At 71.6% G+C, this 25,387-nt stretch carries 24 protein-coding genes; 11 read left to right on the top strand and 13 right to left on the bottom strand.

Annotated features, from left to right (window positions below):
- Positions 1–3: 3 nt before the first annotated feature.
- From AUV07_RS00720 to AUV07_RS00690, 7 genes are all read right to left on the bottom strand, one after another.
- Positions 4–411: a DapH/DapD/GlmU-related protein gene (locus AUV07_RS00720; protein ID WP_025102471.1), complete on the bottom strand. Its 408-nt coding sequence runs from the start codon at positions 409–411 to the stop codon at positions 4–6.
- A gap of 81 nt (positions 412–492) precedes the next feature.
- Positions 493–1,266 carry a DNA-formamidopyrimidine glycosylase family protein gene (locus AUV07_RS00715; protein ID WP_062632967.1) on the bottom strand — a complete coding sequence of 258 codons (774 nt, stop codon included), beginning with the start codon at positions 1,264–1,266 and terminating at the stop codon, positions 493–495.
- Positions 1,266–2,060: an EI24 domain-containing protein gene (locus AUV07_RS00710; RefSeq protein ID WP_062632965.1), complete on the bottom strand. Its 795-nt coding sequence runs from the start codon at positions 2,058–2,060 to the stop codon at positions 1,266–1,268. The genes AUV07_RS00715 and AUV07_RS00710 overlap by 1 nt, the downstream gene beginning before the upstream one ends.
- Before the next feature lie 18 nt (positions 2,061–2,078).
- A complete protein-coding gene (locus AUV07_RS00705; RefSeq protein ID WP_062632963.1) occupies positions 2,079–2,345 on the bottom strand; it encodes a Txe/YoeB family addiction module toxin in 267 nt (88 codons plus the stop codon).
- Entirely contained in the window at positions 2,342–2,590 is a 249-nt protein-coding gene (locus tag AUV07_RS00700) for a type II toxin-antitoxin system Phd/YefM family antitoxin (protein ID WP_062632961.1), read from the bottom strand. The genes AUV07_RS00705 and AUV07_RS00700 overlap by 4 nt, the downstream gene beginning before the upstream one ends.
- Positions 2,591–2,645: 55 nt before the next feature.
- Positions 2,646–7,229 carry an ATP-dependent helicase gene (locus tag AUV07_RS00695; RefSeq protein ID WP_062632959.1) on the bottom strand — a complete coding sequence of 1,528 codons (4,584 nt, stop codon included), beginning with the start codon at positions 7,227–7,229 and terminating at the stop codon, positions 2,646–2,648.
- A 150-nt stretch (positions 7,230–7,379) separates the two neighbouring features.
- The gene (locus AUV07_RS00690) at positions 7,380–9,008 is read right to left on the bottom strand and encodes an ABC-F family ATP-binding cassette domain-containing protein (protein ID WP_062632957.1); all 1,629 of its coding nucleotides are present in this window, start codon (positions 9,006–9,008) and stop codon (positions 7,380–7,382) included.
- 281 nt (positions 9,009–9,289) lie between these two features.
- On the opposite strand from AUV07_RS00690, the gene AUV07_RS00685 reads away from it, so the two are divergent.
- The gene (locus AUV07_RS00685; RefSeq protein WP_062632955.1) at positions 9,290–9,559 is read left to right on the top strand and encodes a hypothetical protein; all 270 of its coding nucleotides are present in this window, start codon (positions 9,290–9,292) and stop codon (positions 9,557–9,559) included.
- Here AUV07_RS00685 and AUV07_RS00680 read toward each other — a convergent pair.
- Positions 9,532–10,212 carry an alpha/beta hydrolase gene (locus AUV07_RS00680; protein WP_062632953.1) on the bottom strand — a complete coding sequence of 227 codons (681 nt, stop codon included), beginning with the start codon at positions 10,210–10,212 and terminating at the stop codon, positions 9,532–9,534. The genes AUV07_RS00685 and AUV07_RS00680 overlap by 28 nt on opposite strands.
- Before the next feature lie 65 nt (positions 10,213–10,277).
- Here AUV07_RS00680 and AUV07_RS00675 point away from each other — a divergent pair, with 65 nt between their 5' ends.
- The gene (locus AUV07_RS00675; RefSeq protein WP_025102462.1) at positions 10,278–10,883 is read left to right on the top strand and encodes a DUF4916 domain-containing protein; all 606 of its coding nucleotides are present in this window, start codon (positions 10,278–10,280) and stop codon (positions 10,881–10,883) included.
- A 97-nt stretch (positions 10,884–10,980) separates the two neighbouring features.
- On the opposite strand, the gene AUV07_RS00670 is transcribed toward AUV07_RS00675, so the two are convergent.
- On the bottom strand, positions 10,981–12,048 hold the full coding sequence (locus AUV07_RS00670; protein WP_062632951.1) for a threonine aldolase family protein: 1,068 nt from the start codon (positions 12,046–12,048) through the stop codon (positions 10,981–10,983).
- Positions 12,049–12,108: 60 nt separating this feature from the next.
- Between AUV07_RS00670 and AUV07_RS00665 the strand changes: the two genes are divergently transcribed.
- Positions 12,109–13,542: an MFS transporter gene (locus tag AUV07_RS00665; protein WP_025102459.1), complete on the top strand. Its 1,434-nt coding sequence runs from the start codon at positions 12,109–12,111 to the stop codon at positions 13,540–13,542.
- 36 nt (positions 13,543–13,578) lie between these two features.
- Here the strand turns inward: AUV07_RS00665 and AUV07_RS00660 are convergent, their stop codons facing one another.
- Together AUV07_RS00660 and AUV07_RS00655 are read right to left on the bottom strand one after the other, a co-directional pair.
- Positions 13,579–14,238, bottom strand: a complete 660-nt coding sequence (locus AUV07_RS00660; RefSeq protein ID WP_062632949.1) for an SDR family NAD(P)-dependent oxidoreductase — start codon at positions 14,236–14,238, stop codon at positions 13,579–13,581.
- Between the two features lie 102 nt (positions 14,239–14,340).
- Positions 14,341–15,792 (bottom strand): DUF6421 family protein, encoded by a 1,452-nt coding sequence (locus tag AUV07_RS00655; protein ID WP_062632946.1) that lies wholly within the window; start codon positions 15,790–15,792, stop codon positions 14,341–14,343.
- Between the two features lie 72 nt (positions 15,793–15,864).
- Here AUV07_RS00655 and AUV07_RS00650 point away from each other — a divergent pair, with 72 nt between their 5' ends.
- From AUV07_RS00650 to AUV07_RS00640, 3 genes are all read left to right on the top strand, one after another.
- The gene (locus AUV07_RS00650) at positions 15,865–16,323 is read left to right on the top strand and encodes an Lrp/AsnC family transcriptional regulator (RefSeq protein ID WP_062632944.1); all 459 of its coding nucleotides are present in this window, start codon (positions 15,865–15,867) and stop codon (positions 16,321–16,323) included.
- 62 nt (positions 16,324–16,385) lie between these two features.
- Positions 16,386–16,676, top strand: a complete 291-nt coding sequence (locus AUV07_RS00645; RefSeq protein WP_062632942.1) for a DUF4287 domain-containing protein — start codon at positions 16,386–16,388, stop codon at positions 16,674–16,676.
- Between the two features lie 36 nt (positions 16,677–16,712).
- On the top strand, positions 16,713–17,681 hold the full coding sequence (locus AUV07_RS00640; protein ID WP_062632940.1) for a 1,4-dihydroxy-2-naphthoate polyprenyltransferase: 969 nt from the start codon (positions 16,713–16,715) through the stop codon (positions 17,679–17,681).
- Between the two features lie 227 nt (positions 17,682–17,908).
- On the opposite strand, the gene AUV07_RS00635 is transcribed toward AUV07_RS00640, so the two are convergent.
- Together AUV07_RS00635 and AUV07_RS00630 are read right to left on the bottom strand one after the other, a co-directional pair.
- Entirely contained in the window at positions 17,909–18,199 is a 291-nt protein-coding gene (locus tag AUV07_RS00635) for a DUF4229 domain-containing protein (protein ID WP_062632938.1), read from the bottom strand.
- A 9-nt stretch (positions 18,200–18,208) separates the two neighbouring features.
- The gene (locus tag AUV07_RS00630) at positions 18,209–19,135 is read right to left on the bottom strand and encodes a hypothetical protein (RefSeq protein ID WP_062632936.1); all 927 of its coding nucleotides are present in this window, start codon (positions 19,133–19,135) and stop codon (positions 18,209–18,211) included.
- A 369-nt stretch (positions 19,136–19,504) separates the two neighbouring features.
- On the opposite strand from AUV07_RS00630, the gene AUV07_RS00625 reads away from it, so the two are divergent.
- The 5 genes from AUV07_RS00625 to AUV07_RS00605 all read left to right on the top strand — a co-directional run bounded on the left by AUV07_RS00625 (position 19,505) and on the right by AUV07_RS00605 (position 25,380).
- Positions 19,505–20,485 carry a glycosyltransferase family 2 protein gene (locus AUV07_RS00625; protein ID WP_062632934.1) on the top strand — a complete coding sequence of 327 codons (981 nt, stop codon included), beginning with the start codon at positions 19,505–19,507 and terminating at the stop codon, positions 20,483–20,485.
- A complete protein-coding gene (locus AUV07_RS00620; RefSeq protein ID WP_062632932.1) occupies positions 20,482–21,840 on the top strand; it encodes a polysialyltransferase family glycosyltransferase in 1,359 nt (452 codons plus the stop codon). Before AUV07_RS00625 ends, AUV07_RS00620 begins: the two co-directional genes overlap by 4 nt.
- 11 nt (positions 21,841–21,851) lie before the next feature.
- Complete coding sequence (locus tag AUV07_RS00615) at positions 21,852–23,012, top strand: acylneuraminate cytidylyltransferase (protein WP_062632930.1); 1,161 nt, start codon at positions 21,852–21,854, stop codon at positions 23,010–23,012.
- A gap of 92 nt (positions 23,013–23,104) precedes the next feature.
- Positions 23,105–23,977: an N-acetylneuraminate synthase family protein gene (locus tag AUV07_RS00610; RefSeq protein ID WP_062632928.1), complete on the top strand. Its 873-nt coding sequence runs from the start codon at positions 23,105–23,107 to the stop codon at positions 23,975–23,977.
- Complete coding sequence (locus AUV07_RS00605; protein ID WP_062632926.1) at positions 23,974–25,380, top strand: DUF6716 putative glycosyltransferase; 1,407 nt, start codon at positions 23,974–23,976, stop codon at positions 25,378–25,380. The genes AUV07_RS00610 and AUV07_RS00605 overlap by 4 nt, the downstream gene beginning before the upstream one ends.
- The last annotated feature ends 7 nt before the right edge of the window (positions 25,381–25,387 follow it).

Genomic DNA, 25,387 nt, shown 5'->3' with positions numbered 1-25,387 from the left:
CGGTCAGGCCGCCAGCCAGAGACCCTTCTGATCGGTGGCGACGGTGAGGCCCGCCGCGACCGTCTCGTCGTCGCCGATGCGGGCGCCTCGTACGATGCGGGCCCCGGCGCCGATGTCGGTGCGGACGCCGACGTGCGCGTGATCGCCGACCGCCGCGCCCTGGCCGACGTGCGCGTGGGCGTCGATGTACGCGCCCTCGCCGATCACGGCGTCCTCGTCCACCCACGCACCGCGGGCGACGATGGCCCCCGCTCCAACGCGTGCTCCCGGTTCGATGTAGGCTCCCGCCTCGATGTGCGCCTTCGGATGCACCTTGGCGCCATGCGCGACGAGACCGCGACCGTTGGCGTGCTTGCGGTACCGCAGCGTCGCTCCGTGGTCGTTCTCGATGTCGACGTAGTTCTTGCCCACGATTCCTCCCGTGCTCCGGAGTTCTCCGGATATATCAACAACCACGGGAGGGGGAGATTCATTCCCGCGGATGGATACGGCTCAACGCTGACATCGAGGGCACCAGAACGTGATCCGCTCGCGGGTCGGATCGGCCCCCAGCTCCCCGCGGCGGATGAGCGTTCCGCAGCGTCGGCAGGGGCGTCCGGCGCGTCCGTAGACCCACGTCGCCTGGCCCGGACGATCGATGCCGGTGAAGGTGCGGTTGCGGCGGTCGCGGTTCGCGCGGATGGTTCGCACGCCCAGGTCGAGGAGGGCGGCGACGTCGACCTCCGGGGCCGGGGTGGTCGGCAGGATTCCGCGGAGGAACAGGAGTTCTGCCGCGTACTCGTTGCCGAAGCCCGCGACGTTGCGCTGATCGAGCAGGGCGACGTGGATGGCCCGGGTGTCGGCGCTGAGTCGGCGCGCGGCCTCGATCGGGTCCCAGTCGGCGGCGAGGGGGTCGGGGCCGAGGTAGCCGACGAGGTCGTCTTCGTCCCTGGTGGGAACGACCTCGACTTCGGCGATGTCCACGCCCACGGCCTCGCGTTCGGCCGTGCCGACGATCGCCCGCACCTTGAACGCGGGATGCCGCCACTTCTCGCCGGGCCGGTATACGAACCAGGCGCCGTCCATGCGCAGATGCGAATGCAGCGTGCTCTCGCCGATCCGCAGCAGCAGGTGCTTGCCACGGGGGACGGCGCCCTGCACCCGCTGTCCGGTCAGATCGAGGGTCGCGAAGCGCGGCACGCGGAGGTCGAAGCGCGTGACCTCGCCGCCCGCGAGGGCCTCGTCCAGGCGGCGGGCCGTGCGGAAGACGGTATCGCCCTCAGGCATCAGGCGATCCCGGTCGTGCGGTCGTGCCGTCCCGGCGCCGGTGCGGGGGTGGCGACCGCGAGCGGGGTGCGGGCTTGCATGTCGCGCGCCAGCATCGTGCTTCCCGCGACCGCGGCCGGCATCACGGCGACGGCGCCGCCCGGGATGAGGAAGCAGAGCTGGGTGGCGACCCCGAAGCCGAGCACGCGGGCGCGACTGCCGGAGAACAGTGCGGCGCGGGCGGCCGGGCTGAGATCGCGCGCGTCGAAGGCTCGACCGGTCAGCTCCCGCGCGAGCAGGCGGCCCGTGAGGACCACGCCGGACACCGCGCCGAGGACGCCGCCGACACCGGGCAGGAGGCCGATGAGGAGCACGAGGAGGGCGATGAGGATGCCGAGCACGACCAGTCGGAGACCTTCACCGACGGTGATCCAGAAACTGCCGCCGTCGGCGGGAGGCGGGTCGCCGAGGTCCTTCTCCACGGCGTGCCAGATCCGCTGGTAGAACGGGTCGCCGATCGTGAGGGTGAGGGCGCTGAACACCGAACTGGCCAGCGCGAGCGCGGCGGCGACCACCACGAGGCTGACCGCGGTCCGCAGGAACCCGCGCCAGGGCTCGACCCATCCGTCGGCGAAGGGGGTGAGCCAGGCCGACAGCGAGGGCATCGACAGGATCAGCGGCACGAGGACGGCGGCGAGGAGCACGAGCGCGATGATCGCGGGGACGAGCCCGAGCGCCATCAGCCCCGGGCGGGTGCGCCACACGCCGAAGCCGCGGAACAGGGTGCGGACGCCGGCGGCGAACTCTCGGATCATGGCTCCAGGGTAGGGGGGTCAGTAGTGGTAGCGGGCTTGCAGGATGGTCACGTGGCGATCGGTCGCGGTGTACACGAGGCGATGAGCTTCATCGATGCGCCGTGACCACGCGCCGGCGAGAGCATGCTTGAGGGGCTCGGGCTTTCCGATCCCCTGGAAGGGATCGTCGCGGAGGGTGTCGGCGATCAGGAGGTTGATCCGTTTGAGAGTGCGCCGGTCCTCGGTCTGCCAGTGGACGTAGTCCTCCCACCCCTCGGGGGTCCAGACGAGAAGCCGAACGGTCATGCCTCGTCGAGGTCGTGCTCCGAGACGTCGCCGTCGTGGACCGCGGCCAGGGCGCTGAGGAGTCGCCGGGCGTTCGCGGGCGAGCGCAGCAGATAACTCGTCTCCACCAGGGAGTCGTACTCCGCCTTGGACATGAGGACGGCGCTGCCGCGGCGCGACGTGATCTCGACCTCGCTGTGATCCAGGTTGACCCGCTCGATCAGGCCGAACAGATCCCGCCGCGCTTCGCTCGTCGTGATGGCCATGTCGTTCCCTTTCTGGTACGGAATATGGTACCACTCGTGTCGTGGTGAGGCCGGGTCAGACGGCCTTGCGGAGCGTGAAGCCGCGCGGCGTCTGCACGAAGCCCGCCTCCTGCAGGGCCCGCCCGAGGATCGTGCCGTAGACCCCCTCGCCGTTCACCTTCTCGACGGTGAGGGTGTCGAGGCGGCGGTCCCTGGCCGTCGTCGCGAGGTCGGCGGCGGCGGCCTGCAGCACCTCCTCGTCGTCCGTGAAGCACAGCACGGTCCGTCCGCCGCGCTCGAGCGACAGGACGAGGGCGCCGTCGACGAGCACCACGAGCCCGCCGGCCTTGCGCCCCGGGCGGTGCGACACGCCCTCGAGCTTCGGCCACCCGAGCGCCGCGCCGTACGGGTTCGCCGGGTCGGTGGCCGCCAGGGTGACGGCCTTCCGCGGCGGTGGGTCGGCGAGGCCGGCGTACGTGCGGAGACGGTCGACCGTGGCGGAGGCGGCGAACTGCGCGGCGCCGAGCTTCTCGATCACGTAGCCGCGGCGGCAGTGCCCCGCCTCCTCGAACCCGGCCAGCACGCGGTACGCCTGCGCGAATCCGCCGGGGACGCCCTCCGACTGCACGGCTCCGCGGGTGACCACGCCGTACCGGTCGAGGAGCAGTCCGGCGGTGACGGTCGCGCGGCGCGCGGGATCGGTCTCGACCTCGGGGAGCAGCGACCAGCGTCCGCCGATGGAGGTCGGGCGCGGAGCGGTGCGCGTGAGCGACATACCGCGATAGGTGCGCGCACGCGGAGCGCGGCGCTTGACCTTGTGGGCCTGGGAGCCCCCGGTCAGCAGCGAGCGGATCGGCGCGAACGTGTCGTTGGTGACGTGCCCGGACCACGTCAGCGACCACAGGGCCTCCAGCACCGACTGCTCGTTCTCGGCGCCGGTCATTTCCTTGAGCTGCGCGGCGAAGTAGGCGCCGCCCGCCGCGAGGGCCGCGAGGAGGCGCGCCTCCAGCGACTCCGCGGCGATCTCCGCGTCAGGATCGGGCAGGGTGAACGGGGCGAGATCGGCCGGGTGCAGCGAGACCCACCCGTCGCGCCCGGGGAGCGTGCCGTGTCCCGACCAGATCACCTCGCCCGCGGCCGTGAGCTCGTCGAGCATCGCCGGGCTGTAGTCGCGCACCCGCGACGGCAGGACGAGCGACTCCCAGGCGCTGGCGGGGATGGGCACGCCGGCGAACTGCTCGATCACCGTGAGCACCCCGTCGATGCCCTCCAGGGGGCGACCGAGATGCTGCCAGTCCGGAAGGAACCGCGCATAGGCCTCCGGGGAGACCGGCTCGACGGACCCGCGGATCGCCGCGAGCGACCGCATGCGCAGCCGCCGCATCACCTCGGTGTCGCACCACTCGATGTCGTCGCCGCTGCCGGCCGCGGTGGGGAGGAAGTACCCGCTCGTGAGGCGGCCGTTCGTCTCCAGACGTTGCAGGGTGTGCCGGGCGACCGCGGTGCCGAGACCGAAGCGCTCGGCGACGGACGCGGTGGTGAACGGGCCGTGGGTGCGGGCGTGACGGGCCACGAGGTCGCCGAGGGGATCCGCCAGGGGCTCGAGGAAGGCCACGGGGATGCCGGTCGGCAGGGCCGCCCCGAGCGCGTCGCGCAGGCGCCCGGCGTCCTCGATCGCGGCGACCCTGGCCACCCCGGCGATCGTGACGGGGATGGCCCGCCGCGCGGTCACGAGGTCGTCGAGCAGCGTCGCCGCGGTCGCTCCGCCGGTGGACTCCGGATCGAGGCGTGCCGCCACCTCGTCGGTGTCGAGCGGTCCGAGCAGCCGGAGCAGGTCGGCGACGCCCTCCAGGCCGCGCGCCCGACGCTCCGGGTCGAGGCGCTGGGCCTCGCGCTCGAACTGCGCGATGACGTCGGGGTCGAGGAGCTCGCGCAGCTCGACCGTGCCCAGCAGCTCGCCCAGCAGTGCCGGATCGACGGACAGGGCGGCCGCTCGGCGCTCGGCCAGCGGCGAGTCGCCCTCGTACATGAACGCGCCGACGTAGCCGAAGAGGAGGTCGCGCGCGAAGGGCGACGGCTGTCCTGGCTGGGTCTCGACGAGGCGGATGCGGCGGTCGGCGATGCTCGTCGCGAGCTTCCGGAGCGACGGCAGGTCGTAGACGTCCTGCAGCACCTCGCGCAGGGTCTCCAGGATCACGGGGAACGTGGGGTGCCGGCGTGCGACCTCGAGGAGCTGGGCCGAGCGCTGGCGCTGCTGCCAGAGCGGCGTGCGGCGGTTGGGGTTCGTGCGGGGCATGAGCAGCGCCCTCGCGGCGCACTCGCGGAACCGCGAGGCGAACAGCGCCGAGCCGCCGACCTCCTGCGTGACGAGCTGCTCCAGCTCGTCCGGATCGAACACGAACAGCTCTGCACCGGGCGGCTCCGACTCGGCGTCGGGGATGCGCACGATGATGCCGTCGTCGCTCGCCACCGCGGAGCCCTCGACGCCGAGACGCTCCCGCACCCGCGCATTGATCGCGAGCGCCCAGGGCGCATGCACCTTCATGCCGTACGGGGAATGCAGGATGACGCGCCAGTCGCCGACCTCGTCGTGTCCGCGCTCCACGGTGAGCGTACGGTCCGTCGGCAGGGTGCCCGTGGCCTCCCGCTGCTCGGAGAGATGCGCGAGGAGGTTGGCGCGCGCCTGCTCGTCGAGTCCGGCCGCGATGAGCCGCTGCTCCGCCTTCTCCGGCTTCGCGGCGGACACCTCGCGGGAGAACGCCCCGAGCGCCTCGCCCAGCTCGAACGGGCGGCCGATGCCGTCGCCGTGCCAGAACGGCACCTTGCCGGGCTGGCCGTAGGCGGGGATGACGTTGACGCGGTCGTGGGTGATCTCGGCGATGCGCCAGCTCGTGGTGCCCAGGGTGAACACGTCGCCGACCCGGGACTCGTAGACCATCTCCTCGTCGAGCTCGCCCACGCGGGCACCCGTGGACTCGCCGGCCACGAAGACGCCGAACAGGCCCCGGTCGGGGATGGTGCCGCCGCTGGTGACCGCGATCCGCTGTGCCCCCGGACGGCCCGTGAGCGTGCCGGCGTCGCGATCCCAGACGAGGCGCGGGCGCAGCTCGGCGAACTCGTCGGAGGGGAAGCGGCCGGCCAGCAGGTCGAGCGTGGCCTCGTACGCGGAGCGGGGGAGCGACTGGAACGGGGCGGAACGGCGGACGGTCTCGAACCACTCCTCGACGCTGATCGCTCCGAGGGCGCTGGCCGCGACGGTCTGCTGGGCGAGGATGTCGAGCGGGTTCCGCGGGACCTGGATGGCCTCGATCTTCCCCGCGAGCATCCGCTCCGTCACGATCGCGGTGTGCAGCACGTCCCCGCGGTGCTTGGGGAACAGGGCCGCGCGGCTGATCTCGCCGACCTGGTGCCCGGCCCGTCCCACGCGCTGGAGCCCGGAGGCCGCGGACGGCGGTGCCTCGACCTGGATCACGAGGTCGACGGCGCCCATGTCGATGCCGAGCTCCAGGCTGCTCGTGGCGACCACACAGCGGAGCACCCCCGACTTCAGCTCCTCCTCGACCTGCGCGCGCTGCTCCTTCGACACCGAGCCGTGGTGAGCCTTGGCGAGCACGGGATCGGCGCCGGCGGTCGACCCCGCCTGTGCCATCATCGCGGCGGGCACGGTCGACTCCGGAAGAGCGACCCCGATCCGCTCCGCATAGATCTCGTTCAACCGTCCGGTCAGCCGTTCGGCGAGGCGGCGGGAGTTCGCGAAGACGATGGTCGAGTTGTTCTGGAGGATGCGGTCGACGATCGCCTCCTCGACGTGCGGCCACACCGAGCCGGTGACCTCGGTGTACTCCGCATCGATCCCCGGGGCCTCCGGCGGCGCCCCGGGCGGCGGTGGCGGGTTGGTCATGTCGTCCATCGGCACGACGACGCCGAGCTCGAAGGTCTTCGATGCCGGGGGAGCGACGATCTCGACCGGGTCGGCGCCGCCGAGGAACCGCGCCACCTCGTCGATCGGGCGGACGGTCGCCGAGAGGCCGATGCGCTGCGCCGCGGTCTCCGCCCCGTGGGAGCGGCGGAGGGCGTCGAGGCGCTCCAGGCTCACCGCGAGGTGCGCGCCGCGCTTGGTGGCGGCGACCGCGTGCACCTCGTCGATGATGACCGTGTGCACGTCGCGCAGGGTGTCGCCGGCCCGGCTGGTGAGCATGAGGTACAGCGACTCGGGCGTCGTGATGAGGATGTCGGGCGGATCGGACACGAGCTTGCGGCGATCGCTCGACGTGGTGTCACCGGAGCGGACGCCCACCGTGATGCCGGGGGCGGTGAGACCGAGTCGCCGCGCGGACTGCCCGATGCCGATGAGGGGCGAGCGCAGGTTGCGCTCCACGTCGACGCCGAGGGCCTTGAGCGGGGAGATGTACAGGATCCGCGTGCGGGACCCGTCCTTCTTCGGCTCCTCCGGGAGGTCGGCACGCTCGCGGAACACGCTGTCGATGGCCCAGAGGAACGCCGACAGCGTCTTGCCGGAACCCGTCGGGGCGACGACGAGGGCGTGCTTGCCGGCGGAGATCGCCTCCCACGCGCCCGCCTGCGCCGGCGTGGGTGCGGTGAAGGCACCCCGGAACCAGTCCTGTGTGGCCGGGGTGAAGCGGTCGAGCACGTCGCTCATGCCTCCATCATTCCCGACCCCACCGACATCCGGCCCGGACCTTGACACGCTGCTGCCCCACCCGCACGACCCGGTTCCGCCCGCACGACGGAACCACGGTTCCGGTCGTGCGGGCGGACCCAGGTCGTGCAGACGGAACGACGGAAGATGTCACCCGACCTCCCGCAACCCGCCGTCGGCATCGATCTCCAGGGTGAGGTCGAGGTCGAGCCGGGCGAGGAAGGCGTCGTCGTGACTCACGACGAGCACCGCCCCGCGGTACGCCCGCAGCGCCTCGACGAGCTGGTCGACCGTGTCGAGGTCGAGGTTGTTCGTCGGCTCGTCGAGGACGACGAGGTGGGGAGCCGGATCCGTGAGGAGCAGCCGGGCCAGGGCGACCCGGAACCTCTCCCCGCCGGAGAGCGCCGACACCGGGCGGTCGGTCGTCCCGCCCCGGATGAGGAACCGGGCGAGCCGGTTGCGGAGCTCCTTCTCCGGGACCTGGGGTGCCGCGGCGGCCACGTTCTCGAACACGGACAGGCCCTCGTCGAGACCGTCCACCCGCTGCGGCAGGTAGCCGATCCGGTCGGTGAGCGCCTCCGCCCGCAGTTCCGGTCGTTCCGACGCCTCGTCTTCGGAGTGGGGCGCGGCGCCAGAGACCAACCGCTCCAGCAGCGTCGTCTTGCCGGCGCCGTTCCGGCCGATGAGGGCCACGCGCTCGGGACCCTGGATCACCCACGACCGCTCCGGTCCGCCGAGCTCGGCGATCCGCCGGCTCCGCGACACGTCGGGGTCCGGCAGCTCGATCTTCATCGACGCGTCGGAGCGGACCCGTCGCCCCGCGGCATCGTGTGCCGCGCGGGCCGCGTCCTCCTTCGCGCCGACCTCGGTGCGCAGCCTCCCCGCGGACACCTCGGCGGCCATCTTCCGACCGTGCGCGACGATCTTCGGGACGCGCTTCTCGACCTCGGCCTTCTTGGCGGTCCGGGCCCGGTGGGCGAGCTTGACCTCGGCCTCGATCCGCTGCCGCTTCTCCTTGCGGAGCACCTGGGCGGCGGCGACCTCGGCCTGCTTCGCCGCGTCCTGCTCCGCGTCCAGCCAGGCGCGCCACTCGGAGTAGGGGCCGCCGAACACGGAGAGGTTCCGTCCATACAGCTCGGCGGTGTCGTCCATGAGCTCGAGCAGAGCGAGGTCGTGGCTCACGACGATGAGCGTGCCCTTCCACGACTGCACCATCGCGGCGAGGGCCGCCCTGGCGTCGCGGTCGAGGTTGTTCGTCGGCTCGTCGAGGAGGGTGATGGGAGCCCGCCGCAGCCGGATGCCGGCGATCGCGACGAGCACGGCCTCCCCTCCGGACAGCTCACCGACCGTGCGGTCGAGGAAGGCGGGGGCGAGCCCGGCCTCCGCGAGGGAGGCCTCCGCCCGCGCCTCGATGTCCCAGTCGTCGCCGACCGCGTCGAAGTGCGCGGGGTCGACATCACCGGCGGTGATGGCCCGCACGGCATCGAGGGCGGCCGTCACCCCGAGGAGGTCGGACACCCGGCGGTCCACGTCGAGCGTGAGCTGCTGGGGGAGGAAGGCGACCTCGCCCGAGGTGCTGAGCGTTCCGGAGGTGGGGGCGAGCTCCCCGGCGATCAGCCGGAGCAGCGTGGACTTGCCGGCGCCGTTGCGGCCGACGAGTCCCGTGCGCCCGGCGCCGAAGGCTCCGGACACGCCGTCGAGGGCGACCGTGCCGTCGGGCCAGGTGAGGGAGAGGCGGTCGAGGACGACGGCGGCGTGCGAGGAAGAGGGCTGTGACATGGGGTGTCTCCTGTCGAGTGCGAGGGTGCACTGACACCGAGCCCTTCGGACCGTGGAGTCACGGAAGCGGAGGAGGGCGTCTGCCGGGGAGTCGGCGATCGTCGGGTCAGCGCGCGAGAAGAGGGGCGCGGAGGCGACGATTCAGATCAAAGGACTTCCAGACACGGCGGACAGGACGCCACGACGATACCCGGGCGTGTCGCGCCGCGCAACTCCCGGGCGTGTCGCCGGTCCGTCGCGCGGAGGATGCGGGGCCGCGCGACGCCACGTACCGTGGAGGCATGGCAGACGATCGGAACCCCAGTCCCGACGAGATGCGCGCACGGACAGGGCTCGGCATCGGTCTCGCGGTGGGCGTGGCCATCGGCGTCTCGATGGGGATGGCGCTGGGCAACTGGATCCTCGGCATCGGGATCGGTCTCGCGATCGGCGTCGCCCTGTCCGTGGCCTTCCGGGGTTCCGCGGGCGGCAGGGGAGACGCGGCGGAGGGCGATGTCGATGACCCGGACTCCGCTGACGGCGTTCAGGACGGCCGGGACCCCTCCGCCTGATCCGCGCCGATCCCCTCGACCCAGGTCGTGAGGAACCGGTGCACGTCGCCGAGCTCCTCCTCGGAGATGCTGTGGGTCAGTCCGCTGTAGACGCGACCGGACAGGGACGTGTGCGCGGGGAGCCATTGCGCCGTGTGGGCGATCAGCGGCGCGGGGATGACGTCGTCGTGGGAACCGCGGCCCCAGAACACCGGGGGGCTGACTTCCGCGAGGTGCGCATCGCCGGGGAGGGCGTCCGGGGCGGCGTAGCCGCTCAGCGCGACGACCGCGCCGAACCGTTCGGGGGCCAGCCGCAGGGCCTGGAGTGACACCGCGGCGCCCTGAGAGAACCCGAGCAGCGCCACCGACGGCGCGTCCGCCGCGGCGTCGTCGAGCCAGCGCAGGAACGCCTCCGCCGCGAGGGTGACGGCGGTGGAGCTGCGTCCGTCGAGCCCCTCGATCGGGTACCAGGAGCGACCGGGGGTCGGCCACGGCGGGGTCAGCGGTGCGGCGACCGAGGCCACGGCGACGCCGGCGGGGAGATACGGGACGAGGCCGAAGAGGTCGTGCTCATCGGCGCCGTACCCGTGCAGCAGCACGAGCAGCGGGAGCCCGGCGCGGTCGGTGTGCGACCAGCGCGTCGCCGCATCGTCGATCGTCAGGTTCTCGGTCACACCGTCATCCTGCCAGGGCTCGCGCCGGTGCTGCCATCGACGAGGACGGCTGGTAGAAAGGAGGCATGGCGGTGCGCACACCCGATCCGGAGCCGGAGCCCGAAGACGAGGGCCTCGGTTCGTTCCGCGATGCGAACCCGCCGGTGCCGGATGCGAACCCCGGCTGGCTGAGCGACGTCGAGCTGGAAGAGGCGCGGCGCCACCTTCCGATGCTCTACGTCGAGGCGATCCCCGTGCGCACCGACGGCTCCGGTCAGGTCACCGAGATCGGCGTGCTGCTGCGGTCCACCCCGCTCGGCGAGATCACACGCACGATCGTGTCGGGCCGCGTGCGCTTCGGCGAGACGATCCGCGACGCGCTGTTCCGCCACGTCGAGAACGACCTCGGGCCGATGGCCTTCCCGCTCCTGCCGCCGCAGCCGCTGCCGTTCACGGTGGCCGAGTACTTCCCGATCCCGGGGGTGAGCGCGTATCACGACGATCGTCAGCACGCCGTCTCCCTCGCCTTCGTGGTGCCCGTGACCGGGACGTGCGAGCCGCGCCAGGACGCCCTCGAGGTGACGTGGTTCTCGCCCGAGGCGGCCGCCTCCGACGCCGTCGCCGCCGAGATGGAGGGCGGCCGCGGCACCCTCATCCGGCACGCGCTCGCCAGCCTCGGCCTCCTCCGCTGACCCGCTTCCTTGCCGCCGAGACCCCGGCTTCCCGCCGAGACCCCGGCGTACGCCCGCGCGGAGCCCGGGGTCTCGACGCGACCCCGGGGTCTCGGGACTAGGGGCGGGTGAGTCGGGCGAGGGCGTCGACGAAGGCGTCGACGTCGGACTCCTCGGTGTCGAAGCCGCACATCCAGCGCACCTCGCGGCGGGCGGCGTCCCAGTCGTAGAAGCGGAAAACGTCACGGAGCTGATCGGCGACGCCCTCGGGCAGGGTCGCGAACACGCCGTTCGCCTGCGTCGGCTGCGTGAACTCCACCCCGACGATCGATCCGTCGGCGAGGCCGTCCTCGATCCGCGCGCGGAGCCGGGCCGCCATGGCGTTGGCGTGCCGGGCGTTGCGCAGCCACAGGTCGCCGTCGAGCAGGGCGATGAGCTGTGCCGAGACGAAGCGCATCTTCGACGAGAGCTGCATGTTGAACTTGCGTGCGTAGTTGAGGCCCACGGCGGCGTCCGGGTTCAGCACGACGATGGCCTCGCCGAGCATGGCGCCGTTCTTCGTGCCGCCGAAGGTCAGCACGTCCACCCCGGCGTCGGTCGTGAACGCCCGCAGCGGCAGATCGAGGGCGGCGGCCGCGTTCGACAGGCGCGCGCCGTCGACGTGCAGCTTCATGCCGCGCGCGTGGACGTGATCCGCGATCGTGCGGATCTCCTCCGCGGTGTACAGCGTGCCGAGCTCGGTGGACTGCGTGATCGAGACTACGAGCGGCTGTGCCCGGTGCTCGTCGCCCCAGCCCCAGGCCTCGCGGTCGATGAGCTCGGGGGTGAGCTTGCCGTCGTCGGTGGGGACGGTGAGGAGCTTGAAGCCGCCGATCTTCTCCGGCGCTCCGCCCTCGTCGACGTTGATGTGCGCGGTCGAGGCCGCAATCACGGCACCCCAGCGCGGCAGCATCGACTGCAGACCGGTGACGTTCGCCCCGGTGCCGTTGAACACCGGGTACGCGGCGGCGGTTTCGCCGAAGTGCGCCTGGAACACCTCCTGCAGGCGGGCCGTGTAGGCGTCCTCGCCGTAGGCCACCTGATGGCCCCCGTTCGCGGCCGCGAGGGCCGCCAGGACCTCGGGGTGGATGCCGGAGTAGTTGTCACTGGCGAAGCCCCGGATGGCGGGGTCGTGCGGGATGCTCACCGGACAAGCCTAATCGCCTTCCCCTACCGGATGTCCGAGGCCCGCTCTACCCTCGAACCCATGGAACGCAGCGCGGCGAAGACCGCTTTCGCGAACGTCCTCGTCAACACGTTGATCGCCAACGTCACGACGAGCTTCCTGTGGTTCGCCCTCACCTTCTGGGTCTACATCGAGACCCGGTCGGTGCTGGCCACGGGCATCATCGGCGGTGCCTACATGCTGTTCGTCGCGTTCTTCGCGATGGTGTTCGGCACCATCGTCGACCGTCATCGCAAGCACCGCGTCATGCTCCTGTCGAGCGTGATCTCGGCAGCGGCGTTCCTCGTCGCGGGCGTCCTCTACCTGTGGCAGCCCGAGGCGTCCCTGCTCGACCTCGGCGGACCGTGGTTCTGGCTGTTCTCCGGCGTCATCCTGTTCGGCGGGGTGATCGAGCAGCTCCGCAACATCGCGCTGTCCACCACGGTGACGCTGCTGGTGCCGGAGGAGAAGCGCGCCAACGCCAACGGTCTCGTCGGCACGGTGCAGGGGCTCGCCTTCCTCGTCACGAGCGTCTTCTCCGGCCTCTCCATCGGCTTCCTCGGCATGGGCTGGACCCTGGGGATCGCGATCGTGGCGATGGCCCTCACCTTCGCCCACCTGCTGTTCATCCGGATCCCGGAGTCCGAGCCCGAGGTCGATCCGGAGGCGAAGAGCGCCGTCGACTTCCGCGGCAGCGTCCAGGCCATCCGCCAGGCTCCCGGGCTGTTCGCGCTCATCGTCTTCTCGACCTTCAACAACCTCATCGGCGGCGTCTACATGGCGCTCATGGATCCGTACGGGCTCACGCTCTTCGACGCGCAGATGTGGGGGTTCGCCCTGGCCTTCGCGTCGACCGGATTCCTGATCGGCGGGGGACTGGTGGCCAAGTTCGGCCTCGGCAGGAAGCCCGTGCGCACGATGCTGCTCATCGTGATCGCGATGGGACTCCTCGGGGCGATCTTCATGCTGCGCGAATGGTGGCCGCTGTACGTCCTCGGCATGTGGGTGTACATGGCGCTCGTGCCGCCCGTCGAGGCCGCGGAGCAGACCGTTATCCAGAAGGTCGTCCCGTTCGCGCGCCAGGGACGGGTGTTCGGCACCGCGGCCGCGATGGAGGCGGCGGCGGCCCCGATCACCGCGTTCCTCATCGCCCCGATCGCCGAGTTCCTCGTGATCCCGTACATGGACAGCGCGCAGGGACAGCGCCAGTGGGGGTGGCTCCTCGGGGAAGGTGAGGCGCGCGGGATCGCGCTCATCTGCCTCTTCGCGGGTCTGATCATGGTGGTCGCCGCGACCCTGGCCTTCTTCACCCGGTCGTATCGCACGCTCACCGAGCTGTACGCGACCGCCCCGGATTCAGCTCCCGACGAGGCTCCGGAACAGGCTGCCGACGGTGCACACGAAGCGACCGGCGAACCGGACACGTTCCGCGACGCCCCGCCGATCGTCCCCGGCATACCGCCCGAGTCCCGGTGACGATCCGAGCCCCGGTGGCGGTTCGAGGAGCGGGTTTCAGCCCAGGTCGAGCACCCGGTCGTTGAGATCTGCGGCGTCGGTGTCCCAGAGCCCGACGAGACGCGCCGCGAGAGCATCGGGGTCGAGGGCCTTGGCGCGGAACACGACGGCGGCGGCCCGCAGCGGTTCGTCGGCCTCGCGCGCCGCCTTGGCGTACCCCTGAGCGACGGCGCGGGTCCACGCTTCGCTCGCCGCCTTGACCGCTGCATAGTTCGCTCCGCCGGCGAGGGGGCGTGCGACGGCGGTCGACGACACGATCGCGAATCGTCCGGCGGTGGAGGCGCGGAGGGGGCCGTCGAAGGCGCGGCTCGTCGCCCGCACCGCCTCCAGCGCCGGCAGCAGCGCCGCGAAGTCGTCGTCGGTCTGCCCGGCGAGTCCGCCGCCGCCCCGCCAGCCGCCCACGAGGGGCACGACCGCATCGACCGTCTCGAGCCGATCGGCGAGCGTCGTCATCTCGGCGAGGGAGGTCGCATCGGCGAGCTCTGTCTCGGCGCCCGCCTCGGCCAGCGGACGCAGTCGCTCGTCCGTGCGGCCGGTGGCGATCACCCGGGCACCGGCATCGCGCAGTGCTCGCGTCGCCGCGAGTCCCGCCGCGCTCGTTGCCCCCGCCAGCACGACCACGCGGCCCCGTGCTCCCTGGCTCGTCGGCGTCGTCATGCGGTGTCCTCTCGGTCGGAGATGCCTCTGCGGCCGGACCCGGGATCCGGGTCTCCGGCCGCAGAGGGGGTGCGCCCCAGCGTCACAATGAAGCGATGCGGATCAGTCGTCCGTACCGCGGATGCCGACCGTCGACTCGATGACCGGCTTCATCTTCTTGTCGAGCGTCTCGAAGAACATCGACAGCGGGAACTCGTCGTCCAGGACCGCGTCGGTGTAGCCCTTCGGAGCCCCGGCGAGGATCTCGTCCGACAGTCCGCGCGCCCACTGCGATGCGGGGTGCGGGGTCAGCGTGCCGCGGACCAGGTCGTACGCGGCGAGCCAGTGCGCGACCTTCGGGCGGTCGATCGAGTGCCAGTACAGGTCGTCGATCGCGTCACCGAGGGCCACCACGGCGTCCGGCACGTTCTCCCAGTCGAAGGCGAGCGCCGTGTCGGTCCAGTGCAGCACGCCGCGCTGGTGCAGCCACGCGAACAGGAGCTGACCGCCGACCGCGTCGTAGTTGCGCACACGGGTGCCGGTGATGGCGAAGCGGAAGATGCGGTCGAAGATCACGGCGTACTGCACGAGGTGCGCGTACTCGTGCATCTCCCGCTCGGTCTCCGTGAGCTCCTCGCCCGCGGCGACCCGGGCGTCCAGCGCCCGCTCGATCTTCACCGACTCGCGGAACGCCGTCATGTCGCAACGCATCTCCTCCAGCGAGTAGAGGAAGAACGGCATCCGCTGCTTGATCATGAACGGGTCGAAGGGCAGGTCTCCGCGCATGTGGGTGCGGTCGTGGATGATGTCCCACATCACGAAGGTCTTCTCGGCGACCTCCTGATCCTCCAGCATCGCCGCCGCACGCTCGGGGAGGTCGAGGTTGGTGATCTCCGAGGCCGCACGGACCACGCGGCGGTAGCGGGCGGCCTCACGGTCCTGGAAGATCGCGCCCCAGGTGAAGGTCGGGATCTCGCGCATGGCGACGGTCTCCGGGAAGAGCACCGCGGAATTCGTGTCGTACCCAGGGGTGAAGTCCACGAGGCGCAGCGAGACGAAGAGCTTGTTGCCGTAGTCGCCCGCCTCGAGTGCGGCGATGAACTCCGGCCAGATGGTCTCGACGATGAGCGCCTCGACCAGGCGGTCGCTGGAGCCGTTCTGCGTGTACATCGGGAAGACCACGAGGTGGCGGATGCCGTCGACGCGGTGCTGCTGCGGCTGGAACGCCACGAGCGAGTCGAGGAAGTCCGGCACGCCGAAGCCCTCGGAGGCCCAGCGCTCGAAGTCGGCCACGGAGGCGGCGAGGTAGTCCGCGTCGTGCGGGAAGGCGGGGGCGAGGGCCCGGATCGCGGCGGTGATCTGCCCGACGAGTGCGGTGGCCTGGTCCTGGGTCGCTGCGCTCGTCGAAGCGCCAGGGATCGAGCCGTCCTTGATCTGCAGCTCACGGAGGGCGATCGCGGCCTGCTTGAGCTGCGCCCAGGCGGCGGAGTCCTCCGCGATCGACGCATCCTCGACGACCTCGGGTTCGCCGACGACGGCCTGAACAGCGGAACTGTTGGCGGAAACGAGGGACATCGGAACCTCCGATCGCAGTGAAAAACGGAAAGATTCCGGTGATAACGGAATCCTGACGATAATCTTACAGCCATGGATGATTCTGTCGACCGTGCGATCCTGGCGACCATCTCCCGCGACGGGCGGGCGACGCTGTCGCAGCTCTCCGACGCCGTCGGGCTGTCGGTATCGGCGGTGCAGTCCCGGCTGCGGCGCCTTGAGACTCGCGGTGTCATCACCGGCTACCGCGCGATCCTCGACCCCGAGCAGGCGGGTACGCCGTTGTCCGCCTTCATCGAGATCACGCCGCTCGATCCGGCCCAGCCCGACAACGCCCCCGAGCTCCTGGAGCACCTCGACGCGATCGAGGCCTGCCACTCCATCGCCGGTGACGCGAGCTACATGTTGTTCGTCCGCGTGCCGACGCCGCGCGACCTGGAGCAGCTCGTCCGCGACGTCCGGCTCGCGGCGAACGTCAGTACCCGCACGACCGTGGTCCTGCAGACGTACTACGAGCACCGGCCCATCATCCCGGTCTCGACCACCGACTAAGGCGGGCTGCGTGGGATCATCGTCTCGACGTTCCTCGACGAGGACGGAGAGCGGAGAGCACCATGTCCTTCCAGGCGTACCTCGACAAGGTCGAGACCCAGACCGGCCTCACGCCGCGGCAGTTCATCGAACTCGCTCACGAGCAGGGGTTCGACGAGACCACGAAGTCCACCGTCGTCCTGAACTGGCTCAAGCAGGAGTATGGCCTCGGCCATGGCCACGCGCAGGCGATGGTCCACGTCATCCTCAAGGGGCCGAAGATCAGCGACAAGCACGTCGGCACGACCGGGGCGCACGCCGACAAGACCGACGAGCTCTGGCTCGACGGCAAGGACAGCAACCCGCACCGCTGAGTTCGCCGCCTCGCCGCGACGACTAGGATTCCGTGGGTGGCAGCATCCTCCCAGCGCAAGAAGAAGTCCGGTCGGCGCACCCCGCCGCGCACCAGCGGCAACCCGGCCAAGCGGCCGGTCGTCGAGGCGGGTCCCGTGACGATCGGCGACTGGATCGGCGCGGCTCGTCTGCGCACGCTGCCCCTCGCGATCGCCCCCGTCGTCATCGGCACGGGAGCCGCGCGCAGCACCGGGCCGGAGTTCCACTGGGTGATCGCGCTCGCGTGTCTCGCTGTGGCGGTGCTGCTGCAGATCGGCGTGAACTTCACCAACGACTACAGCGACGGCATCCGCGGCACCGACGCCCACCGGGTCGGCCCGGCGCGGCTCACGGCCTCCGGGCGGGTGAAGCCGCGCACGGTGCTCGTCATCGGACTCGTGTTCTTCGCGCTCGCCGCGGCGGTCGGTATCGCGATCGTCGTGCGGACCGGGCAGTGGTGGATGCTCGCCGTGGGCGCGGCCTGCATCGTCGCCGCCTGGTTCTACACGGGGGGCAAGAGGCCCTACGGGTACTACGGCCTCGGCGAGGTCTTCGTCTTCGTGTTCTTCGGACTCGTCGCCACTCTCGGCACCACCTGGGTGCAGGTCTTCATGCTCCCGCAGCAAGCCTGGCTGGGAGCGATCGCCGCCGGACTGTTCGCCTGCGCCGTGCTCCTGGCCAACAACCTCCGCGACATCGATCAGGACCGCGAGGTCGGCAAGCGCACGCTGACGGTCCTCATCGGCCGCCGCGCCACGCAGGTCCTCTTCACGCTCTTCGTGCTCGTGCCGTTCGGCATCGCCGTGTTCCTCGCGTTGCTGTTCCCGATCGCTTGGATCTCGCTGCTCGCCCTCCTCGCCGGTCTCCCCGCGATCGTGATCGTGTGGACCTACCGGCAGCCGCGGGAGCTGGTCATCGCCCTCGCCCTGACGTCGCTGACCTCGCTGCTCTACGCCGGCGCCCTGTTCTGGGCCTTCGTCGGCTGACGGCCCTCCCGCGCCTCGCCGCGCACAGCTTCGGACCTCGCGACCGACACGCCGTCGTCTCGGGCCAATCCTCGGCGCGTCGTGCGGTCGCTCCGAAGTTGTACCCGGCGACCCGGGCACAAGGACCGGGATGCTGGTCGAACCTATGGCTTAGCCGAGAGTTTTGAGACCCGGTCCAACAATCGGACTTGCCTCGGATCTCCGAAGCTGTGTACGGCGGGGCCGCGTCAGGGGCGGTCGTCGGGGGAGCGGTCGACGAGTTCGTCCTCCGCCGCGGCGTCGGCCTGTCGGCCGGAGACCTTGCCCTGCCGACGCTCATGCAGGCGGGCGGATGCGTCGGAGAGCGGGGTGCGGAGGAACAGCATCGAGATGCTCGCGCCGATGAGGGCCGCGAAGATCGCCGCCAGCCACCAGAACTCGCGGAAGATCGGGAAGAAGAACCACAGGATGGCCAGCGGGACGAGGAACGCCAGCAGGCGCAGCACGGTGTAGACGAGGAGGGGGGCGGGCTTCTTCACCCGTTCAGTCTACGTTCGCCGCTCCGTGCTCCCGCTGTGACGCCGGAGTCCGAGGCTCGCGAAGGGGATGCCCCGCACGACGCGCCGCCACGGATGCTCCCCCAGGGTCCACAGCAGTTCGTCGTCCGGATCGAGCGCGAGGTCTTCGCAGCCGACGGGCAGGGGGACCGGATGCCGCGTGAGGGCTGCCTGCCGGCCGGACCACAGCACCCCGGGGCGCAGGTGGTCGGACTGCGACACGAAGTAGCGGTCGCCCCACCGCACGGCTCCCTGCATGTGGGGGATGCCGGGCGTGAAGCGCTCGCCTTCGGCGAAGGCGCCGTCGGGGCCTTCCGGGATCGTGAACTCGCCGATCGCCCCGGTCTCCTGACCCCGGTACTCCCCGATGAGCACGCGGGGGAGCGGCGTCCCGTCCGCGTCGAACACCCGACCGAGGAAGGAGCACCGCAGGGCGACCGGGTGGCGACGGGTCCGCACTGCGACCACGGCCGTCCGGCGGTCCCGGCGTCCGTGCCCGCCGCGCACCCGCTGTGCCTCCTCGCCGTGTACCCGGCGGAGCGCCCCGAGGTCGAACTCCCAGATGCCCTGCCCCGTCGCCGCCGCGAACAGGCGGTCGCCGAACCAAGCGAGACCGCCCGCATGGATGGGCGCGGGCTGCAGGACGCCGTCGTCGTTTGTGAGGGCCAGCACGATGTCGAGGCGGCGGGCGCGCGCTCGATCCACGAGGACGACCCGCGAGGCGAGGTGGCGACCGGTGCGATCCTGGCGGAACCAGCTCACCGCGAGGGCGGGCCGTCCGCGGCGCTCGCCGACGTCGATGCCCTGGGGGTACCAGCGCTGCGTCCACGAGCGGGCGGTAAGCCAGCGCAGCTCGATGCCGCCCTGCCGACGGCGCCGGCGCACCGGGCGCCACATCGTGTTCCACGGCCACCGCATCCCTCCATCGTCGCCGATCCGGAGAGTGGGTGCGAATTTTCACGGATTGACCTAGGTCGATTCGCACGATGGAACAGACGGTTGTATCGTGTTACCTGTTGAGTGCTGATCTTCATGGAGTCGCGCTCGACGACGCCTCGCGGTCCGCTGGTGGGGGCCAGTACCGCCGCGAGGTGGCCGTCGCCTCACGGTGGCGGTTCACCGGATGCTCGCATCCGGCAGTGCAACGCACTGGGGGTGTGGCTCGTTCGGGTGCGGGCCACACCTCAGCGTCCGCCTCGCGCCGTCACCGGGCGTTCACCGCACGGTCGCCACGAGGACACCGTCGCCTGTCACGATGACGAGCCCATCGTCCACTCCGGGAGCTCCGTGCGCACGCCCCTCGTCACCGTCATCCTGCCTGCGAAGGACGCCGGCCCGTACATCGGCACCACCCTCGAGACGCTCACCCGACAGTTCGACGATCCGGCCGCTCTGAAGTTCGTGGCCATCGACGACGGCTCCCGCGACGAGACCGGCGCGCTCATGGCGCACTACGCAGAGCGGTTTCCGCACGCCCAGGTGCTGCGGAACGTCGAGCCGCGTGGGTTGGCGTCGGCACGCAACCAGGGGCTCGCGCACGTCGAGGGCGAAGCGTTCTGCTTCGTCGACGGGGACGACTGGATGCAGCCGCAGCGCCTCACGGTCCTCGCCGCGCGCCTGCGAGAGCTCCGGTGCGACTTCCTCCGGACGGATCATGTCACCGTCACCGGGATGCGCCGCGCGCTTGTCCGTGCTCCGCATCCGTGGCGCGAGCGGGTCGTGCCACCCCGTGAGGCGATCCTTCCGGTGGATGAGCCCAGCATGGTGGACTACCCGTTCGCCTGGGCGGGACTCCTGCACCGCCGTGTGCTCGACCGCGGACTCGCCGCGTTCCCCTCCGGCCTCTTCACAGCCGAGGATCGCCCGTGGATCTGGCGCCTGCATCTGGAAGCGGACTCCTTCGCCGTGGTGGACGCCCCGGCGCTGCTCTACCGCCGAGGCGTCGAGACGTCGCTCACCCAGGTGCACGACCGCCGACAGCTCGACTTCGCCCCGGCGCTGGCGGAAGTGATCGAGCTCGTCCGAGCGGACCGCGACGCCGACCGCTTCCTTCCGAAGGCCGTCTGGACCGCGCTCGCCCTCAGCGCGCATCACCTGGTGCGCTCGCGGCGCATGGCGCCGCCCGTGCGTCGCGAGATGCGGAGGCGGATCCGCGCGCTGCTGCACGACCTCCCGGAAGCGGAGGTCACCGCGGTGCTCGGCCGGCTCGACGGTCCGCGTCGTCGGGTGCTCGCGCGCAGCCTGCGCAGCGGAGGTCGCGCGACATGACCCGCCTCTTCGCCCTGCACAGCGCCTATGGACTGGCGACCGCGGTCGCCGCGATCGATGCGGGCCTGCTCGACGCGGGCGCGGGCACCGACGGCGCTGCCGAGCGGGTGCTCGTGCCGTTCACCTCGTCGCGGGTCCCGGAGACGGTCGTCGGCATCGACACGGATCCCGCGCTGCGGTCCCTCCGCGGCCGATTCCATCGTGTGGAGCCGTTGGCCGACGTGTTGGGACCCGTGCACCCGAGCTCGTGGGAACCCGCGGATACCGACCTCCCGGTGCTGGGGCGGCTTCTCGCGCGAGCGTGGCGGCTCGACCCGCGGGAGATCGAGCTGTTCGTGCAGAGCCCCCAGGTCGCACCCGCTCGCACACTCCTCTCGCTGTTCCCGGAGGCACAGGTGACCATCGTCGGCGACGGCCTCATGACCTACGCGCCGATGCGGGTACGACTGCCGCACGCCGTCACGGCGCGGATCGGACGGGTCGTGTACGCCGACGTGGTCCCCGGCGTCCGTCCGCTGGTGGCGTCTCCGCACGCGGTAGCAGTCCCGGTGCCTCCAGAGCCCTTCGCGGCAGCGTTGCAGGAGACGGGGGAACCCGAAGGGTCGACCGCCGCAGGACCGGCGACCGCGCTCGTGCTCGGACAGTACGTCGCGGCCCTCGGCCTGATGACTGCGGCCGAGGAGGTTGCGCTCCAGCGCCGCCTGGTCGACCGGGCGGCGGAAGAGCGCCCGGAGCGCATCGTCTTCAAGCCCCACCCCGCGGCACCGCCGCAGCTCGCCCACGCCGTGCGCGCGCATGCGGAGAGCCGCGGGCTGGCGTTCGTGGAGGAACGCGGCCGCCTGCCTGCCGAACTCCTGGCGGAGCGCCTCGACGCACGCGCCGTCGTGGCGACCTTCTCGACGGCTCTACCCGCGGTCCGTACTCTGTTCGGACGGACGATCGGCGCCGCGGGCGCGACGGAGCTGCTCCGCACCCTGACCCCGGTGGAGAACAGCAACCGCATCCCGCTGACGATCGTCGATGCGCTCACCCGGACGCGCTCGCCCTACGCCGACTCGGATCGGCTGCAGCTCCTCGTGGATGCGGTGGGCTACACGATGCAGCCGGAGATCGCGGGGCACCTTCGCGCCAGGGCGGAGCAGTTGCTCGACGGCCTCGACGAGGACGAACGTCGCCGCTACTTCGCCCCCGATCGGTTGGCTGCGCTCGCCCTTCCCGGGGGCTCGGCACCGCGCGGCGCGCGCGGCCTGCTGCGTCCACGCGGAGGCGTGGGGCGGATCGAGGAATGGCGGCTGACCGCTGTCGGGGCCCGACGCCGCGTGGGCCGTGCCTGGCGGGAGATCCGGGGACGATGAGGAGACACGACATGGACGAACGCGTGCGGCCGGCGGTGGCGATCATCCCCGCGCGGGGCGGGTCGAAGCAGATCCCGAGGAAGAACCTCGAGCGTGTGGGAGGGATTCCGCTCGTGGCCAGAGCCGTGCACGCCGCGCGGGCGGCGGCGTGCTTCGATCTCGTGGTCGTCTCGACCGACGACGACGAGATCGCCGCGGTGGCCGAGGAGGCGGGCGCAGGGGTGGTGCGGCGCCCGGCCGAGCTCTCCGGAGACACCGCGGCCTCGGAGGCGGCGCTCCTCCATGCGCTCGATGAGCTGGAGCGCGACGGCGAGCGCTTCGAGGTCGTCGCCTTCCTGCAGGCCACCTCGCCGTTCCTCCCGAGCGCAGCGCTGGCCGATGCCGTCGCCGATGTGCGGCAGGGAGAGGCCGACAGCGTCTTCTCCGCCGTCGAGACCTACGGCTTCCTCTGGCGCCGGGGGGCCGACAGCACCGCCGAGGCGATCAACCACGAGGCCGGCCACCGCCCTCGCCGCCAGGACCGCGAGTCGCACTACCTGGAGACCGGAGCCTTCTACGTCTTCCGGGCCGACGGGTTCCGCACCCACCGCCACCGCTTCTTCGGGCGGATCGGGATCGCCCCCGTGCCCGAGGAGACGGCGATCGAGATCGACGATGCCGCGCAGCTTCAGGCCGCCCGGGCCCTTGCTGTTCTTCATGAGAGCCCGGTGCGGATCCCCGCCCGCGCCGTGGTCACCGACTTCGACGGCGTGCATACCGACGACACGGCGATCCTCGACGCCGACGGCGGAGAACGGGTGCGGGTCAGCCGGGAGGACGGGATGGGTGTCGCGCTCCTGCGGCGGGCGGGGGTGCCGATGCTGATCCTCTCCACCGAGGTGAACCCCGTGGTGCGAGCCCGAGCCGACAAGCTTCGCGTCCCCGTCCTGCACGGGGTCGCCGACAAGGAGGCCGCGCTGCGGCAGTGGGCGCAGGAGCAGGATGTGGGCCTCGCCGACATCGCCTACCTCGGCAACGACGTCAACGATCTTCCCGCGATGCGGATCGTGGGGTGGCCGGTCGCCGTGGCGAACGCGCACCCTCAGGTGCGGGCGGAGGCACGGGTCGTGCTGGGGCGGCGAGGCGGCGACGGAGCGGTGCGGGAGCTCGTGGAGCGGGTGTTGTCGAGCTGACCGCCCCCGGTAACCGTCCGGTCCACGGACGTTCACCCGTGGCCCGTACTCAGGAAGGACGGGGTGAAAACCGCTCGACGACCGGAGGAATCATGACTGTCAGCATCGGATCGCACGTGATCGGCGGCGGCCGTCCCGCCTACGTCATCGCGGAGATCGGCCTCAACCACAACGGCGACGTCGACATCGCCAAACGCCTGATCGACGTCGCGGCCCGGGCCGGCGCGGACGCGGTGAAGTTCCAGAAGCGCACGCCCGAGATCTCCACGCCGGAGCACATGCGCGACGTGCCGCGGGAGACGCCGTGGGGCACCATGAGCTATCTCGACTACCGGCGTCGGGTGGAGTTCGGCCGGGACGAGTACGTCGAGATCGGCGACCACGCGACGATGCAGGGCCTGGACTGGTTCGCCTCGCCGTGGGACGTGCCGAGTGTCGCCTTCCTCGAAGACCTCAACGTCGTGGCGCACAAGGTGGCTTCGGCGAGTCTGACCGACACGGAGCTGCTCCTCGCACTGCGGGAGACCGGGAAGCCGGTCATCCTCTCGACGGGCATGTCCACCATGGCGCAGATCGACCGCGCGCTGGACACTCTCGGCACCGACCGGGTCGTCCTCATGCACGCGACCTCGACCTACCCGCTCGAGCCTGAGGAGGCGAACCTGCGGGTGATCGCGACCCTGCGGGACCGCTATCCGGGGATCCCGGTCGGCTACTCGGGACACGAGCGAGGCCTGCAGATCTCGCTCGCCGCGGTCGCGATGGGAGCCGTCGCCGTGGAGCGCCACATCACGCTGGACCGGACGATGTGGGGTTCCGACCACGCCGCGTCGCTGGAGCCCGGCGGCCTGGAGCACCTGGTCCGCGACATCCGGGTCATCGAGAGTGCAGTGGGCGACGGCGTCAAGCGCGTGTTCGACAGCGAGCGTGCGCCGATGGCGAAGCTCCGCCGCGTGCCGGCATGACCGCTGGCGCCGGGATGCGCGTCGTGGGCATCGCGGACGCCGACTCCTTCGTGAAGTGGGCGGCGTCGCTGCTGGGTTCCGTGCCCGACCTGCGGGCGCAGCTCCTGCTGGTGCGCACGCCGCTGACGGTGAGTGCGGCCCAGGAGCGCGCCGCGCTGGCGGGGACCGGGCTCAGCGCCGACGCGGTCACGCGGCTGGACTTCGACCGTGTGCGCGAATGGCTGGAGGTGCAGCGTCCGGACGTCGTGCTGCTCGCCGGCCGGGGACCGTTCGTCCGCCTCCTCGGCCGAGTCGTCGATGCGCTGCCGCATCGCCCCGTGACCGTCTCGGGGCTCCCCGGTATGGCGATCCCGGCCCAGCGCGGGGCGCTCGACTACCGCCGGCACTCCGACCTGCTGATCGTGCACTCGCACCGCGAGCGCCGTGCCTTCGCCGAGCTCGGCGCGCGCATCGGGGTGCGGACGCCGCTCGCTCTGGCGACCCTGCCCTTCGCGCGGGGGCGGGAGCGGTGGGGCGGCAGCCGACTCCGGGAGTCCGCGGCGGCCGGAGGGCTCTCCGGGGGTGCGGGCGGCATCGCTCTGGCGGAACGTCCTGTCGGCGGAACACCCGGGGCGGTCCGTCGACCCGGGGCGACGGACGTCGTCTTCGCCGCGCAGGCCCTCGTGCCCCGACGGCCGGAGGAGCGCGCAGCGATCGCCGCCCTACTCGTGCGCGCCGCGGAGGCCGATCCGTCGCGCCGGGTGGTCGTGAAGTTGCGGTCCCGGCCGGGGGAGGCCGAGACCCACCTCGACCGCGATCCGTACACCCGTCTCTTCGCGGGGGGCCGCCCGGCGAATCTCGTGTTCTCGCACGCGCCGATGGCGACCGCTCTCGAGTCCGCCGCCGGTCTGGTCACGGTGAGCTCGACGGCGGCGGTCGAGGCGCTGGCCCACGGGGTTCCCGTGATCGCGCTCGACCGGTTCGGGGTGCACAAGAGCCTCCTCAACACGGTCTTCGTCGGCAGCGGTCTGCTGGGCGGCGCGGGCGAGGTCGTCGCCGGCCGATTCCGCCACCCGCACCCGTCCTGGCTCCGCGACAACTACTTCCACCCGGAGGCGGAGTCGGACTGGTGGGATCGGGTGCAGGAGCTCGTGGCGCTGCGTCGGGCCGGCGCTCTGCCGCATCGACGGGTGCCCGCGGCCCGGGGCGGGGTGTTTCACGAGGCCTGGCATCGCGCCAGCGTGCTCGGCCGCGCGGACCGCTCTCTCACCGGCGGTCTCGCGCTCGCCGCGGGCGTGCCCGTGACGCATGCGCTCTCGGCACTGCGTGCAAGCCGTCGTCGGACCGGCCAGGACACCTGGGCCGACCCGACGACGGACTACACGCTCGAACCGAACCCCTTCCAGGACTCGATCCGGCGCTGACCCGCGC

Source organism: Microbacterium sp. CH1, assembly GCF_001595495.1.
Taxonomy (GTDB): Bacteria; Actinomycetota; Actinomycetes; order Actinomycetales; family Microbacteriaceae; genus Microbacterium.
The sequence above is the reverse complement of the archived record's forward strand: the minus strand, read 5'-3'. Positions and strand labels throughout refer to the sequence as shown.

What these genes read in the sequence shown, in the direction of transcription:
- AUV07_RS00715 (WP_062632967.1), bottom strand. Translation starts at nt 1,266, where the DNA reads ATGCCTGAGGGCGATACCGTCTTCCGCACGGCCCGCCGCCTGGACGAG.
- AUV07_RS00710 (WP_062632965.1), bottom strand. Translation starts at nt 2,060, where the DNA reads ATGATCCGAGAGTTCGCCGCCGGCGTCCGCACCCTGTTCCGCGGCTTC.
- AUV07_RS00705 (WP_062632963.1), bottom strand. Translation starts at nt 2,345, where the DNA reads ATGACCGTTCGGCTTCTCGTCTGGACCCCCGAGGGGTGGGAGGACTAC.
- AUV07_RS00700 (WP_062632961.1), bottom strand. Translation starts at nt 2,590, where the DNA reads ATGGCCATCACGACGAGCGAAGCGCGGCGGGATCTGTTCGGCCTGATC.
- AUV07_RS00695 (WP_062632959.1), bottom strand. Translation starts at nt 7,229, where the DNA reads ATGAGCGACGTGCTCGACCGCTTCACCCCGGCCACACAGGACTGGTTC.
- AUV07_RS00690 (WP_062632957.1), bottom strand. Translation starts at nt 9,008, where the DNA reads ATGTCACAGCCCTCTTCCTCGCACGCCGCCGTCGTCCTCGACCGCCTC.
- AUV07_RS00685 (WP_062632955.1), top strand. Translation starts at nt 9,290, where the DNA reads ATGGCAGACGATCGGAACCCCAGTCCCGACGAGATGCGCGCACGGACA.
- AUV07_RS00675 (WP_025102462.1), top strand. Translation starts at nt 10,278, where the DNA reads ATGGCGGTGCGCACACCCGATCCGGAGCCGGAGCCCGAAGACGAGGGC.
- AUV07_RS00665 (WP_025102459.1), top strand. Translation starts at nt 12,109, where the DNA reads ATGGAACGCAGCGCGGCGAAGACCGCTTTCGCGAACGTCCTCGTCAAC.
- AUV07_RS00660 (WP_062632949.1), bottom strand. Translation starts at nt 14,238, where the DNA reads ATGACGACGCCGACGAGCCAGGGAGCACGGGGCCGCGTGGTCGTGCTG.
- AUV07_RS00655 (WP_062632946.1), bottom strand. Translation starts at nt 15,792, where the DNA reads ATGTCCCTCGTTTCCGCCAACAGTTCCGCTGTTCAGGCCGTCGTCGGC.
- AUV07_RS00650 (WP_062632944.1), top strand. Translation starts at nt 15,865, where the DNA reads ATGGATGATTCTGTCGACCGTGCGATCCTGGCGACCATCTCCCGCGAC.
- AUV07_RS00645 (WP_062632942.1), top strand. Translation starts at nt 16,386, where the DNA reads ATGTCCTTCCAGGCGTACCTCGACAAGGTCGAGACCCAGACCGGCCTC.
- AUV07_RS00630 (WP_062632936.1), bottom strand. Translation starts at nt 19,135, where the DNA reads ATGCGGTGGCCGTGGAACACGATGTGGCGCCCGGTGCGCCGGCGCCGT.
- AUV07_RS00620 (WP_062632932.1), top strand. Translation starts at nt 20,482, where the DNA reads ATGACCCGCCTCTTCGCCCTGCACAGCGCCTATGGACTGGCGACCGCG.
- AUV07_RS00615 (WP_062632930.1), top strand. Translation starts at nt 21,852, where the DNA reads ATGGACGAACGCGTGCGGCCGGCGGTGGCGATCATCCCCGCGCGGGGC.
- AUV07_RS00610 (WP_062632928.1), top strand. Translation starts at nt 23,105, where the DNA reads ATGACTGTCAGCATCGGATCGCACGTGATCGGCGGCGGCCGTCCCGCC.
- AUV07_RS00605 (WP_062632926.1), top strand. Translation starts at nt 23,974, where the DNA reads ATGACCGCTGGCGCCGGGATGCGCGTCGTGGGCATCGCGGACGCCGAC.